Annotated in this window: 9 protein-coding genes and 1 riboswitch; of the genes, 2 read left to right on the top strand and 7 right to left on the bottom strand. The window is 73.2% G+C overall.

The genetic code is table 11. From position 1 onward, the window contains the following. The first annotated feature begins 36 nt into the window (after window positions 1-36). Window positions 37-2,481: a hypothetical protein gene (locus JQN83_RS17255; protein ID WP_208568184.1), complete on the top strand. Its 2,445-nt coding sequence runs from the start codon at window positions 37-39 to the stop codon at window positions 2,479-2,481. Window positions 2,482-2,655: 174 nt separating this feature from the next. On the opposite strand, the gene thiC is transcribed toward JQN83_RS17255, so the two are convergent. The 7 genes from thiC to thiE all read right to left on the bottom strand — a co-directional run bounded on the left by thiC (window position 2,656) and on the right by thiE (window position 8,435). After that, on the bottom strand, window positions 2,656-4,248 hold the full coding sequence (gene thiC, locus JQN83_RS17260; protein WP_208568185.1) for a phosphomethylpyrimidine synthase ThiC: 1,593 nt from the start codon (window positions 4,246-4,248) through the stop codon (window positions 2,656-2,658). A 17-nt stretch (window positions 4,249-4,265) separates the two neighbouring features. Beyond that, on the bottom strand, window positions 4,266-5,054 hold the full coding sequence (gene thiD / locus JQN83_RS17265) for a bifunctional hydroxymethylpyrimidine kinase/phosphomethylpyrimidine kinase (RefSeq protein WP_208568186.1): 789 nt from the start codon (window positions 5,052-5,054) through the stop codon (window positions 4,266-4,268). After that, the gene (locus tag JQN83_RS17270; RefSeq protein WP_307799378.1) at window positions 5,051-5,761 is read right to left on the bottom strand and encodes a thiamine phosphate synthase; all 711 of its coding nucleotides are present in this window, start codon (window positions 5,759-5,761) and stop codon (window positions 5,051-5,053) included. The genes thiD and JQN83_RS17270 overlap by 4 nt, the downstream gene beginning before the upstream one ends. After that, window positions 5,758-6,528 (bottom strand): thiazole synthase, encoded by a 771-nt coding sequence (locus JQN83_RS17275; protein ID WP_208568187.1) that lies wholly within the window; start codon window positions 6,526-6,528, stop codon window positions 5,758-5,760. Before JQN83_RS17275 ends, JQN83_RS17270 begins: the two co-directional genes overlap by 4 nt. Before the next feature lie 5 nt (window positions 6,529-6,533). Beyond that, the gene (thiS, locus tag JQN83_RS17280) at window positions 6,534-6,734 is read right to left on the bottom strand and encodes a sulfur carrier protein ThiS (RefSeq protein WP_208568188.1); all 201 of its coding nucleotides are present in this window, start codon (window positions 6,732-6,734) and stop codon (window positions 6,534-6,536) included. A 10-nt stretch (window positions 6,735-6,744) separates the two neighbouring features. Continuing rightward, window positions 6,745-7,815 carry a glycine oxidase ThiO gene (gene thiO / locus JQN83_RS17285; protein ID WP_208568189.1) on the bottom strand — a complete coding sequence of 357 codons (1,071 nt, stop codon included), beginning with the start codon at window positions 7,813-7,815 and terminating at the stop codon, window positions 6,745-6,747. Then, a complete protein-coding gene (gene thiE / locus JQN83_RS17290) occupies window positions 7,809-8,435 on the bottom strand; it encodes a thiamine phosphate synthase (protein WP_208568190.1) in 627 nt (208 codons plus the stop codon). The genes thiO and thiE overlap by 7 nt, the downstream gene beginning before the upstream one ends. After that, window positions 8,430-8,539, bottom strand: a riboswitch (TPP riboswitch). Its footprint overlaps the gene before it by 6 nt. A gap of 337 nt (window positions 8,540-8,876) precedes the next feature. On the opposite strand from thiE, the gene JQN83_RS17295 reads away from it, so the two are divergent. Next, window positions 8,877-14,696 (top strand): ThuA domain-containing protein, encoded by a 5,820-nt coding sequence (locus JQN83_RS17295; RefSeq protein ID WP_208568191.1) that lies wholly within the window; start codon window positions 8,877-8,879, stop codon window positions 14,694-14,696. Window positions 14,697-14,718: the final 22 nt, after the last annotated feature.

Consider the following 14,718-nt stretch of genomic DNA (forward strand, 5'->3'; position numbering starts at 1 on the left):
TGGCGATCGGGCGCACCGGGCCGTAACGTGCGCGACATGGCCTTTCGGACGTGGGGCAAACTGCTGCTCACCGCACTCGGGGTGAGCATGTTGGCCGGGGCCGGCCAGCTCGGCATCGCGTACGGCTTCGGCATCGTCCGACTCACCGGCGACTTCACCGACGTCAACCGGTGGCCGGCCCAGCTCGCCTGGGTGGGCTGGTTCGCGGTGACCGCCGCCGTGGTCGGCGCGGTCCTCACCGGCCGGCTCGTCCGCCGTGAAGGGCTGCCGCAGGACACCCCCTTACAGCTGGCGATCTCCGGGGCCGCCGCGCTCGGCGCGCTGGTCGTCGCCCCGCTGTGCATGCAACCCGCCCGGGCCGCCGAGCTGAGCGCCGTCGACCCGGTCTGGGCGGTCGGCATCTGCGCGGTCGCCGGGGCGGTGGTCGGTGCGGCTGCCGCCTCGGCCGTCCTGCTGCGCCCCCCGCTGGGCTGGAACGTCGCCCTGATGGGCGGGGCGGTCTGGCTGGTCGCGCTCGTCTCGGCCGCACCGGGCGTGCTCTCCACCGACCCGCTGCACACCGTACGCCTGGGGGTACTGGAGCCGGCCTGGCTCGGCCCGGACCGGGCGCCGTGGCTGGCGATGCTGCTGCTGCCCGTGGTCGCACTCGTTGCCGGGGCGGTGACCGGTGGACTGGCCCGGCGGCGGGGGCACGTCCCGCTCATCGGCGGGGCCGCCGGGGCGGCCGGCCCGGTGCTGCTCGCCTTCGCCTACCTCACCGCCGGGCCGGGCGACCCGGTGGACCGCTACCAACTCGCCCCCTACTACGCCGCGGTGATCGCGGTCGCCACCGGTGCGCTCGGCTCGGTCGCCGCCACGCTGCTGCGTTGGCCGCTGCTGCCCGCCCGACCGGCCGCCGGCACCGCCGACGACGCCGACGACGCGGCGATCGAGCCGACCGACATCCTCGCGCCCCTGCCCACCGCCCCCGACCCGCCCCGGCCCGACCCGACCGGGGCGGTCTCCCCGGCAACCGGCCCGACCGGGACCGGCACCACGACCGGGGCCGGCAGCACGACCGGGGCCGGCAGCACGACCGGGACACGCAGCACGACCGGGATCGGCAGCGCGGCCGGAACCGGCTCGGACGAGGCGGTCACCGTGGAGCTGAGCGCCGCCGCACGGGCCTTCGACCCCGAGCCGCCGGGCGTCGGCCGCACCCCCGCCCACTGGGACTGGCCGGATCCCGCCGCTACCGTCACCGACCGGCCGGCGACCCGCCCCGCCCCGACCCTGGGCGGACCGTCCCGGATCGGCTCGACCCCGACCAGGCCGATCCCGACCGAGCCGACCCCGACCGGGCCCGCCCAGAGCAGGGTGACCCCGACCGGGCCGGCTCGGACCGAACCGACGCTGACCGAGGAGACGTCGAGCGAGCCGACTCGGGCCGGAGCGGCTCCGGGCCGGCTGACACAGACCGGGCCGACTCCGACCGAGCCGCCCCGGGTCGAACCGGCCAGGATCGAACCGGCCAGGATCGAACCGCCCAGGATCGAACCGCCCAGGGTCGAGCCGGCCCAGGTCGAACCGGCCCCCGCCAGGTCGACGCGGGCCGAGACCAGCCAGACCGCACCCACCGCGGCGAAGCAGCGCAAGGCGACCGGACCGGCCACGGGAGACGAATCCGAAGCCGCGCCCAGGCCACGGGCGAAGCGGACCAGCCGGACCCGTCCCGCCGCCGTCGTCCCGGTGGCCGAGACCGGTCAGCAAGCGCCCGATCCAGCCACCCGCGGCGGCAGCGCGGAGACGGACCGACCGGCCGTCACCGAACCCCGCCACACCCGGCCTGCCAGCGGTGGGCTGGAAAGCACCGGGCCGCAGCCCACCCGACAGGGCCGCAGCGGGACGGGCAGCACTGCGTCCGACCGCCCGGGTGTCGCCGGGCCGGGCGGTGCCCGTCCCGATGCGACGGCCGCCGAAGCGGGCCCGGCGAGGGCCGGAACGCGGCACGTCCCACCGGACGGTGTCGAAAGCATGCCGCGCCCCCGCCACCAACTACCAGACCTCAGCGGTACGGGTGGCGCGGCCGGCTCCCCCCGCCCGGAACCAGCCCGGGCCTCCCTGCCGTTTCCCGAACCGGACACCACCGAGCGCACGGAGCCCCCGGGGCCGGTCAGCCTCCGGTGGGAAGGAGACAGCTCCCGCAGCACCGCGCCGGTGGACGACACCTCCCCCGGTGCGGCTCCCGCCGGCCCAACTCCGAGCGGCGGCGACGGTCAGCAGCCAGCCGGCCGGGCCAAGGGCCGACGCGGACTGTTCCGACGGAACCGGTCACCCGAGGGTGAGTCGGCAGGCGATCCTCCCGCGGAGCCGGCGACGGCCGACGACGAGTACGTCGACTGGGTCGCCGGCCTGAGCAAGCCCCTCGCCGATAACGAACCGGAACGGGAGAGCGGCCGCCGCTCCCTACGCACCACCGGCCGCCACCACCACCACGACTAACCCCCCTCACCCCGCCCCACCCCCACCCCGCCCCGCCTCACCCCCGCCCCGGTGATCAAGAGGTTTACGTCAAGTTCCGGCCGTCCCGTGACGCAAACTTCTTGATCACCGGGGCCGGGGGCAGGGGGCGGGGCGGGGCGGGGGCAGGGGGCGGGGCGGAGACGGGGGCGGGGGTCAGGCGAGGGGGAGGTAGACGCGGTTGCCGGTGGAGCGGAATTCGGCTGACTTGTTCTGCATGCCCTGGGCGGCGTACTCCTTCAGCTCCTGGGTGATCTTCATGGAGCAGAACTTCGGGCCGCACATGGAGCAGAAGTGGGCGGTCTTCGCCGGCTCCGCCGGGAGGGTCGCGTCGTGGTAGGAGCGGGCCGTCTCCGGGTCGAGTGACAGGTTGAACTGGTCTTCCCAGCGGAACTCGAACCGCGCCTTGGACAGCGCGTCGTCCCAGGCCTGCGCGCCGGGGTGCCCCTTGGCCAGGTCGGCCGCGTGTGCGGCGATCTTGTACGCGATCACGCCGGCCTTCACGTCGTCCCGGTCGGGCAGGCCGAGGTGTTCCTTCGGGGTGACGTAGCACAGCATGGCGGTGCCGTACATGCCGATCATCGCGGCCCCGATCGCCGAGGTGATGTGGTCGTACGCGGGGGCGATGTCGGTGGTCAGCGGGCCGAGGGTGTAGAACGGGGCCTGGTGGCACCACTCCTGCTGGAGGTCCACGTTCTCCTTGATCTTGTGCATCGGCACGTGACCGGGGCCCTCGATCATCACCTGCACGTCGTACTCCCAGGCGATCCGGGTCAGCTCGCCCAGGGTGCGCAGCTCGGCGAACTGGGCCTCGTCGTTGGCGTCGGCGATCGAGCCGGGGCGCAGCCCGTCGCCGAGGGAGAACGTCACGTCGTAGCGGGCGAGGATCGCGCACAGCTCGCGGAAGTTGGTGTAGAGGAAGTTCTCCTCGTGGTGCGCCAGGCACCAGGCCGCCATGATCGAGCCGCCCCGGGAGACGATCCCGGTGACCCGGTCGACGGCCAGCGGCACGTACGGCAGCAGCACCCCCGCGTGCACCGTCATGTAGTCGACGCCCTGCTCGGCCTGCTCGATGACGGTCTCCCGGAACACCTCCCAGCTCAGCTTCACCGGGTCGCCGCCGACCTTCTCCAGCGCCTGGTAGATCGGCACGGTGCCGATCGGCACCGGCGAGTTGCGCACGATCGCCTCCCGGGTCTCGTGGATCCGCTTGCCGGTCGACAGGTCCATCACGGTGTCCGCGCCCCACCGGGTGGCCCAGGTCAGCTTCTCCACCTCCTCGGCGACCGACGAGGTCACCGCCGAGGTGCCGATGTTGGCGTTGACCTTCACCAGGAACGCCTTGCCGATGATCGCCGGCTCGCACTCGGGGTGGTTGACGTTGAGTGGCAGCACCGCCCGGCCGGCGGCGATCTCGTCGCGCACCAGCTCCGGCGGCAGCCCTTCCCGGATCGCCACGAACTCCATCTCCGGGGTGACCACCCCGGCGCGGGCGTACCAGAGCTGGGTGGGTCGCCTGGCGTCGACGCCGGCCAGCGGGGTGCCGGCGCCCCGGACCGGCGCGACGTCGCCCCGCTCGGCGATCCATGGTCCGCGCAGCGGCGGCAGCCCCACCTCCGGGTCCGAGCCGGGGCCGGAGGTGTCGTAGAGGCGCAGCGGCGGGTTGTCCCCGGCCAGCTCCACCTCGGCGAACGGCACCCGGACGTCCGGCCGGGACCCCTCGACGTAGACCTTGCGACGTGCCTGCATGACAGCCTCCCTGTTGGTCATCGGGACCAGCCGAAGTGGTCCAGCGGGCCGCGTCCCGCGCCCAGTTCCCAACCCCGCGCGCCGGTCAGCGCGCGGGTCACGTACTCCTTGGCGGTGGCGACCGCGACGGGCACCGGATCGCCGGCGGCCAGCCGGACGGCGATCGCCGCCGAGAACGAACAGCCGGTGCCGTGGCTGTGCCGGGTGTCCACCCGGGGGGCGCGCAGCAGGGTGGTCGTTCCGCCGCCGGCCAGCACGTCGACCGATTCGCCGGCCGCGTCGACGTCGCCGCCGGTGACCACCACGTACTCGGGGCCGCCGGCCGCCAGGGTCTGCGCCGCGGCGACCATCTCCTCGACCGTGGTCACCGGGCGTCCGGTGAGGGCGGCGGCCTCCGCGCAGTTCGGCGTCGCCACCCGGGCGTACGGCAGCAGCCGCTCGACGGCCGCGACCACCCCGAGCCGGTGTCCGCTGGTGGCGACGAGCACCGGGTCGACGACGAGGTGCGGCAGCCGGCCCGCCTTCGCCGCCTCGGCCACCGCGTCGGCGACCGCCGGGGTACCGAGCATCCCGGTCTTCACCGCCCGGACCGCGAAGTCGCCGAGCACGCTGTCGAGCTGCTCGGTGACGGTGCGCGGGGGCAACGGCAGCACGGCGTCCACGCCCCGGGTGTTCTGCGCGGTGACGGCGGTGAGCACGCTGGTGCCGTACGCGCCGAGGGCGGCGAAGACCTTCAGGTCGGCCTGGATGCCGGCGCCGCCGCCGGAGTCGGAACCGGCGATGGTGAGCACTGTCGTCGGTGTCATGTCGTCTCCTCGGGCCACGTGTCGCTGATCGGGGTGCGGTCCGTCGGGCGCGGGGCGAAGACACCGGTGAGGGTCGCGGCGACCTCGGTCGGGTCGGCGGCCCGCATGATCGCGCCGAGCACCGCCACCCCGACCGCACCCGCCTCGACACAGGCCGTCACCTGCTGCGGCGTCTCGATACCGCCCAGGGCGAGGACGGGCACCGGGCTGAGCCGGACCAGCCGGCGAAGCCCGTCCGGGTGCAGGGGTGGGCCGTAGCCGGGTTTGCTGCGGGTGGTCCAGACCGGCGAGAGCGTCACGTAGTGCTCGGTGCTGAGCCGGGCCAGCTCGGCCGGGTCGTGACAGGACCGACCGACGAGCCGCACGGTCGGCGGCGGGTACGGCCCGGCTGCTGCCAGATGCACCGCCCCACCGGCACCACCCGGGTCCGGGCCGGGCGGGTCGGAGCCGTCGGAGCCGTCGTCGAGCGGGTCGGGGCCGGCGACGATCAGGGTGCCGCCGGTCCCGGCCAGGACGGCCCGCAGGTCGACGGCGATCGCCGCCCGTTCGGCGCGGGGCAGGTCTCTCTCCCGCAGCACCACCCACCGCACCCCACCGCGTACCGCCCCCGCGACCACATCGACGAGGTCGCCGCGTGCCGCCCGCCGGTCGGTCAGCAGCACCACCCCGGCCGGCCGGAGGAGGGGTGGGGCGGTCGGGCGGGTCACAGGTCGGGTCTTCCGTCGTCGGGGGTGGAGGCGAGGGCGTGGAAGCGGCGGGGTATCCGCCCGGCGTTGTACGCGAGCCGTCCGGCCCGTACGCCGTACCGCATGGCGGTGGCCATCGCCGTCGGGTCGGCGGCCCGGGTGACGGCGCTGGCCAGCAGCACCCCGTCGCAGCCCAGTTCCATGGCGAGCGCCGCGTCGGAGGCGGTGCCGATCCCGGCGTCGAGGATCACCGGCACGTCGACGCTCTGCCGGATGAGCCGGATGTGGTGCGGGTTGGTGATGCCCAGTCCGGAACCGATCGGCGCACCGGCCGGCATCACCGCCGCGCAGCCGACGTCGGCCAGCCGGCGGGCCAGCACCGGGTCGTCGGAGGTGTACGGCAGCACGACGAAGCCGTCGGCGACGAGTTCCTCGGCGGCCCGCAGCAGCTCCACCCCGTCGGGGAGCAGGGTGCGTTCGTCGCCGATCACCTCCAGCTTGACCCAGTCGGTGTCGAACGCCTCCCGGGCCAGCCTGGCGACCTTGACCGCCTCGGCGGCGGTGTAGCAGCCGGCGGTGTTGGGCAGCAGCCGCACCGCGCACCGGTCGAGCAGGTCGAGCAGGCCACCGGCGGTGCCGGGGGCGGTGTCGACGCGGCGCAGGGCGAGGGTGACCAGTTCGGTGCCGGCGGCCCGGATCGCCTGTTCCAGCACGTGCAGGTTGGCCGCGCCGCCGGTGCCGAGGATGAGCCGGGAGGTGAAGGTCTGTCCGGCGATGGTGAGGGGCATCCGGGTCACCCGCCCTGGGCGGCGCTGAGCACCTCGACCCGGTCGCCGTCGCGCAGCTCGGTGGCGGGCCAGCCGCCCCGGGGGACCACCTCGCCGTTGACCGCGACGGCGATTCCGCGCCGCTGCCCGGTGACCGTGGCGACCAGGTCCGCGACGGTCGTGCCGCCGGTCAGCTCGCGTCCGACGCCGTTGACGATCAGTCGCACGTCTTCCTCCTCAGTGGAACCGGTCGGCGGTGAAGGGGGTGAGCAGTGGGTCCGGCTGACCGGTGACGATCAGGTCGGTGATCAGGTCGGCGGTGACCGGGGTGAGCACGATGCCGTGCCGGTGGTGGCCGGTGGCGGCGAGCACGCCGGGCCGGTCGGGCAGCGGGCCGAGGATCGGCGCGTTGTCCGGGGTGCCGGGGCGCAGCCCGGCGGTGGCCTCGGTCAACGCGTACTCGGCGAGTTCGGGGACGAGGTCGACGGCGGCGCGGAGCAGCCGCAGCACCGCCCCGGTGGTCACCTCGGTGTCGGTGCGTTCCTCGACGGTCGCCCCGAGCACCACCTCGCCGTCGTCGCGGGGGACGAGGTAGACCGACTCGCCGTCGGCGTACCCCCGGATGACGTGCCGGAAGCCGGGCGGGCGGTGGTCGGGCGCGCGCAGCCGCAGCACCTGGCCCTTGACCGGGCGGACCGGCAGCCCGGTCAGCGCGGCGGCGCCGCAGCCGGCGGCGACCACGACGACGGGCGCGTCCACCTCGGCCAGTCGGGTCACCGCGCCGGGCAGCAGGGTCGCGCCGGCCCGCTCGGCGGCGACCCGCAGCGCGTCGACCAGCCGGCGCGGGTCGACCTGGTGGTCGCCGGGGGCGACCGCCCCGCCGCGCAGCCGGGGGGTCAGCGCCGGTTCGCGCTCCCGCAGCTGCGACGGCCGCAGCGCGCTGATCGGCAGCCCCAACCCCTGCTGGTACGACCAGAGCCGGTGGGCCTCGGCCAGGTCGTCCCCGGTGAGCCCGACGACGAGGGTGCCGTCGGTGCGGTAGCCGAACTCGCTGCCGGTGGCGGCGGTCAGGTCGGCGGCGAAACCCGGCCAGCGGGCGGCGGACGCGGTGAGCAGCCCGGTCAGCTCCCGTTCCCCGAAGTACGCCTCGGCGACCGGGGCGAGCATCCCGGCGGCGACCCGGGACGCGCCGGAGCCGGGGGCCGGGTCGTGCACGGTCACCCGCAGGCCCCGGGTGGCGCAGCGCCAGGCGATCGCCAATCCGACCGGCCCCGCGCCCACGATGGCGACGTCGGGCCGGGTCAGCACGTCAGTGCCGCGATCAGTTCGGCGGTGGCCCGGCCCGGGTCGGCGGCGGTGGACAGCGCCCCGACCACCGCCACCCCGTACGCCCCGGCGGCGCGCAGCGCCGGCACGGTGGCGGCGGTGACCCCGCCGATGGCGATCACCGGCACGGCGACGGCGGCGACGACGGCGTGGATGCCGGCGGGGCCGATCGGGTCGGGCAGGCCGGTCTTGGTGGCGGTGGGGTGGCACGGGCCGACGCCCAGGTAGCTGGCCCCGGCGGCGACGGCCCGGGCGGCGGCGTCCGGTTCCCGGGCGGTCGCGCCGAGCACGGCGGCGGGGCCGAGGACCCGGCGGGCCGCCGCGACGGGCAGGTCGTCCGCGCCGACGTGGCCGCCGTGGGCGTCCACCGCGAGGGCGACGTGCAGCCGGTCGTTGACCAGGCAGGTCGCCTCGTACGGCACGCAGAGCGCGCGTACCCGTCGGGCCAGGTCGTACGCCTGCCGGTCGGTGGTGTCGTCGGTCACCCGGACCTGGACGACGAGGTCGGCGCGGGCCACCGGGAGGGCGGCCCGTACGACGGCGAGCGGGTCGCACCCGGGGCGGGTGTCGGTGATCAGATGCAGTCGGCCGAGGGACGGCACGGCAACTCTCCTCCCTGCGCCGGCATTACCCGGATCAGGTTCGACGGTCGGGGGCTCTCAGCCCCCCTCTCAGCCCGGTGTACCGGGCTCCCGTGGGTCACGTGCCTGTGACCGTACGACAGATCCGCTGATCCGCCAAGGGGTGTTAGATTGATCCAGGACCATCGATGCGTACGGTTGTGGGCTTGTATCCACATAAGCCGGAAAAGCGAGTCGCCGATACCGAATCGTTACATGCTCATGCCTTGCCGGAAACCAATCCAGCGGCGCTAATTTGTTCAACCGATCGACATTATTCCGGTGCGGAGCCTCGGCGTGGCCCGCACCTGATCGCCACTGGTGCGGACCTCGGCGGGCCCACACCGATCCGACCGGGGACGGTCTGCGGCGAGTCGTCCCCATGCCCCCACCACTGTCCAGCACGGACAAAAGGAGCATGGAGTGTCTCCATCCCGCCATCGCCGCGCCCGTCGCGGCCCACTGGGTGCCGGTCTACTGGCCCTCTCCCTACTCGCCAGCGGCCTGATCGGCGGCACCGCCGCCCAGGCCGCTCCCGTCGCGGCGGCCCAGCCACAGGCCGCACCGGCACCGGCGGCAGCTGCCGCCGACCCCTTCTCGGTCCTGGTCTTCTCCAAGACCGCCGGCTTCCGGCACGACGCCATCCCGGCCGGCATCGCCGCGATCCAGAAGCTCGGCACCGACAACGGGTTCACCGTCGACACCACCGAGGACGGAGCCGCCTTCAACGACACCAACCTGGCGAAATACCAGGCGGTGATCTGGCTCTCCACCACCGGTGACGTCCTCGACGCCACCCAGCAGGCCGCGTTCGAGCGCTACATCAAGGCCGGCGGCGGCTACGCCGGCGTGCACGCCGCCTCCGACACCGAGTACGACTGGGCCTGGTACGGCAACCTGGTCGGCGCGTACTTCTCCGGCCACCCCGCCAACCAGCAGGCCACCGTCAAGGTCGAGGACCACGCGCACCCGTCGACCGCCGACCTGCCGGACCGCTGGTCCCGGTTCGACGAGTGGTACAACTTCCGCACCAACCCGCGCTCCAAGGTGCACGTGCTGGCCAGCCTGGACGAGAAGTCCTACAGCCCGGGTGCCGGCGCGATGGGCGCCGACCACCCCACCGCCTGGTGCCAGGACTACGACGGCGGTCGGTCCTGGTACACCGGCGGCGGCCACACCCAGGCGTCGTACACCGAGCCGGAGTTCCTCAGCCACCTGCTCGGCGGCATCCGCACCGCGGCCGGCGTCGAGAACGCCGACTGCGGCGCCTCCAAGACCTCGAACTTCGAGAAGGTCACCCTCGACAGCAACACCAACAACCCGATGGAGCTGGACATCGCTCCGGACGGCCGGGTGTTCTACGCCGAGCGCGACGGCCGGGTGCAGATCGTGAAGCCGGACACCGGCAACACGGTCACCGCGACCCGGCTGGACGTCTTCACCGGCAACGAGGACGGCCTGCTCGGGCTGCGCCTCGACCCGGACTTCGCCACCAACAAGTGGATCTACCTGTACTACGCACCGGCCGGTGGCGCCCCGCGCAACTACCTGTCCCGGTTCACCGTCAACGGTGACACCATCGACAAGGCCACCGAGAAGGTCATCCTCCAGGTCGACACGCAGCGCAACACCTGCTGCCACGCCGGCGGCAGCATGACCTTCGACTCGCAGGGCAACCTCTACCTGGCCACCGGCGACAACACCAACCCGTTCGAGTCGAGCGCCTTCACCCCGATCGACGAGCGGGCCGGTCGGCAGGACTACGACGCGCAGCGCAGCGCCGGCAACACCAACGACCTGCGCGGCAAGGTGATCCGGGTGCACCCGGAGGACGACGGCACCTACACGATCCCGGCGGGCAACCTGTTCACCCCGGGCACCGCGAAGACCCGTCCCGAGATCTTCGGCATGGGCTTCCGTAACCCGTTCCGGATCGGCGTCGACCAGAAGACCGACACCCTCTACGTCGCCGACTACGGGCCGGACGCCTCGACGGCCAACCCGAACCGGGGCCCCGAGGGCCTGGTGGAGTGGAACATCGTCGCCACCGCCGGCAACTACGGCTGGCCGTACTGCACCGGCAACAACAAGGCGTACAACGACTACACCTTCCCGTCCGGGCCGAGCGGGGCGAAGTTCGACTGCGCCGCACCGGTCAACGACTCGCCCAACAACACCGGCCTGACCAACCTGCCGCCGGCCATCGCGGCGACGGTGGACTACGGCTACGCCGGCGACCCGCGCTTCCCCGAGATCGGCGGCGGCGGCGCCCCGATGGGCGGCCCGGTCTACCGGTACGACGCCGACAGCACGTCGAGCCGCAAGTGGCCGGCGTACTACGACGGCAAGGCGCTGCTCGGCGAGTGGAACCAGTCGAAGATGTACACGATGCAGGTCAGCACGGACGGCAAGACGCTGATCGACATCAACCAGCTGCTCACCGGCATGCCGATGATCCGCCCGATGGACTTCGAGTTCGGTCCGGACGGCGCGCTCTACATGATCGAGTGGGGCACCGGCTTCGGCGGCAACAACGACGACTCCGGGATCTACCGGATCGACTACACCGCCGGTGACCGCGCCCCCATCGCCGAGGCCAGCGCCGACCCCACCTCCGGGGCCGCGCCGCTGACCGTGAACTTCTCCAGCGCCGGGTCCCGTGACCCGGACGGCGGCACGCTGACCTACGCGTGGAAGTTCGGTGACGGGCAGACCTCCACCGAGGCGAACCCCACCCACACCTACACCGCGGCCGGCGACTACACCGCGCAGCTCACCGTCACCAACCCCAAGGGCCGTACGGCCGTGGCGAACGTGCCGGTGACGGTCGGCAACACCGCCCCGACGGTGACCATCGAGTTCCCGCCCAGCGGCGGTTTCTTCGAGTGGGGCGACCAGGTCAAGTACACGATCAAGGTGACCGACCCGGAGGACGGCACCGTCGACTGTGACCGGGTGCAGCTGCAGGTGCTGCTCGGCCACGACGAGCACGCCCACCCGCTGGAGCAGCACACCGGCTGCACCGGCACCGTGCAGACCTCGCTGGCGTCGGGTCACGGCGCGGAGGCCAACGTCTTCGCGGTCTTCGAGGCCACCTACACCGACGACGGCGGCACCGGCGGCGCCGGCCCGCTGACCGGTCGGGCGATCGAGATCCTCCAGCCCAAGCGCAAGCAGGCCGAGTACTACACGGCCACCGGGCGGGCCCCGGGCAGCACCGGCGGCGGTGACCCGGGCGTGCAGAAGGAGACCACCACCGACCCCGCCGGTGGCGGCCAGAACATCGGCTTCATCGAGGACGGCGACTGGTGGTCGCTCGTACCGGCCAACCTGACCGGGGTCGAGCAGATCCGGTTCCGGGTGGCCTCCGAGGTCCAGGGCGGTCGGATCGACGTGCACGCCGGTGCCGTCGACGGACCGGTGGTGGCCACGGCCACCGTGCCGGGCACGGGCGGCTGGCAGCAGTTCGTCGACGTGACCGCGCCGGTGACGGCCGGTGCGGAGGGCTCGCTGTACTTCGTCGCCAAGGACCCGGCCGGTGGCGCGGGTTCGCTGTTCAACGTCAACTGGATGGACTTCATCGGCCGGGGCGTCACCGACAACGCGCCGCCGCAGGTGACGGCCACCGCCACCCCGGCGACCGGCACCGCGCCGGTCACCGTCGCCTTCACCGGCACGGCCACCGACACCGAGGGTGACACCCCGCTGACGTACGCCTGGGACTTCGGTGACGGCGGGACGGCGACGACCCTGAACGCCACCCACACCTACACCACCCCGGGCACCTTCACCGCCACCCTGACGGTGACGGACAACCGGGGTGCGAAGTCCTACGCGACCGTCCCGGTCAAGGTGGACGCGCCGACCAACTCGTGCCTCGGCGCGCGGTCGGACGAGTTCACCGGCAACACCCTGGACAAGGACCGCTGGACGGTGGTCCGGGAGAACCAGCTCTACTCGGTCTCCGGTGGGGCGCTGCGGCTGCCCACCTCCTCGGGTGACCTGTACGGCTCCCGTAACGACGCGACCAACCTGGTGCTCCAGCCCGCACCCAGCGGGGCCTGGCAGGCCACCACGAAGGTCACCGTGCCCGTCACCGCCGACTACCAGCAGGCCGGCCTGCTGATCTACGGCGACGACGACAACTACGCCAAGGTGGACCTGCTCTACGGCGGTTCGCGCAAGGTGGAGTTCATCCGGGAGACCGCCGGGACTCCGCGTAACGACGCGGCCGACGCCGTGGCCGCCCCGGCCGGTGACACCATCTGGCTGCGGCTGATCAGCGACGGCACCAACCTGACCGCGCAGTTCTCGACCGACGGTGTCACGTTCACCCCGGTCGGCCGGTCCGCCGCGCTGGCCGGCATCACCAACCCGCGCATCGGCCTGCTCGCCCTCAACGGTGGCACCACCGCCCCGGTGGTGGACGCGGTGTTCGACTCGTTCCTGGTCTCGCCGGACGCCCCGGCCGGCCCGGTCACCCCGTCGGACGAGTTCACCGGCACCACGCTCGACAAGTGCCGGTGGAACGCGGTGCTCCGTGAGGACCCGGCCGGTTACCGGGTGGTCGACGGTGCGCTGAAGATCGACGTGCCGTCCGGTGACATCTACGGCACCAACAACACCGGGCCGAAGAACTTCATCCTCCAGACCGCGCCGAGCGGTGACTGGACCCTGGAGACGAAGGTCGACGGCAGTGCCCTGGCCGAGCAGTACCAGCAGGCCGGTCTGATCGTTCACGCCGACGACGACAACTACGTCAAGTTGGACTACATCGTGGACAACCAGGCCGGGCAGGCGGTCTCCCGGCGGATCGAGTTCCGTGGCGAACTCGCCGGGGTGACGCAGAACCCGCAGCCCCAGGTCTCCAACCTGACCTCGGGGGTGTGGTACCTGCGCCTCGCCCGCGCCGGTGACACCTTCACCGCGTCGTACTCGGCGGACGGGCAGGAGTGGACCACGTTCGAGACGGTGACGAACACCGCCGTCGGGGCCACCCCGAAGATCGGTCTGTTCACCCTCGGTGCGAACGCGGTCACCTCGAAGACGGCCTCGTTCGACTACTTCCGGCTCTCCACCAGGGCGGCCGACACGACCGCCCCGGTGACCACGGCCACCGTCTCCGGCACCCCGACCGAGGGTTGGCACACCGGCCCGGTCACCGTGACGCTGGCGGCGGCCGACGAGGCCGGCGGTAGCGGGGTGGCGAGCACCGAGTACCAGCTCGACGGGGCCACCACGTGGACCGCGTACACCGAGCCGGTGCAGGTCAGCGGGGACGGCACCCACGAGGTGCGGTTCCGGTCGACGGACGCGGCCGGCAACGTGGAGGCGACGAAGAAGGTCGCCGTGAAGATCGACGCCACCGCGCCGGTCAGCTCGTCGTCGTTCGCCCCGGCCAACGACGACGGCTGGCACAACGGCACCGTCCCGGTGGTGATCACCTCCACCGACGCCGGTTCCGGGGTCAAGAAGCTGGAGTGGTCGCTCGACGGTGGCGCCTGGACGGCGTACACCACGCCGGTGGAGGTGACCGGGGACGGCACGCACGAGCTGCTGTACCGGGCCACCGACGCCGCCGGCAACGTCGAGGCGCTGAAGTCGGCGGTCGTCAAGATCGACGGCACCAAGCCGACGCTGCTGGTCTCCGGCATCGCCGACGGCCAGCTCTACGGTGACAGCCAGGACGTCCGGATCTCGTGGCAGGCGGTCGACCCGACCTCCGGCATCAAGACGACCTCCGGCGTGCTGGACGGCCGGGCGTACGCCAGCGGCACCCTGCAGGCGCTGTACGAGCTGCCGCTCGGCCTGCACGAGCTGACGGTGACCGCGACCGACAAGGCGGGCAACTCCACCACCTCGACGGTCCGGTTCTTCGTCACCACCTCGTTCCGGGACATGCAGAACCTGCTGGACCGGTTCAAGGCGACCGGACGACTCTCCACCAAGGCGCACCGTCAGCTGTCCAACAAGCTGGACGCGGTACGGGAGTCCGAGGCGGCGGGCAACGACAAGCGGGCGGTGCAGCAGTTGACCGCCTTCAAGGCGTTGGCCACCGACCCCGCGGTGGTGACCGACACCGACGTGCGGGACGTGCTGGTCCGGGACGCCGACGCCATGATCGTCCGGCTCGGTGGCGCGGCCACCAAGGCCGGCGTCAAGGCGAACGACAACAAGTCGGTCAACGGGGCCGGCCGGCTCGGTGCCGACCCCACCCGGATCGCCAAGGGCGGTTCGCTGTAAGGAGCACCACGGGGCCGCTCCC

This window comes from Micromonospora antibiotica (genome assembly GCF_017599305.1).
Classification (GTDB): domain Bacteria; phylum Actinomycetota; class Actinomycetes; order Mycobacteriales; family Micromonosporaceae; genus Micromonospora; species Micromonospora antibiotica.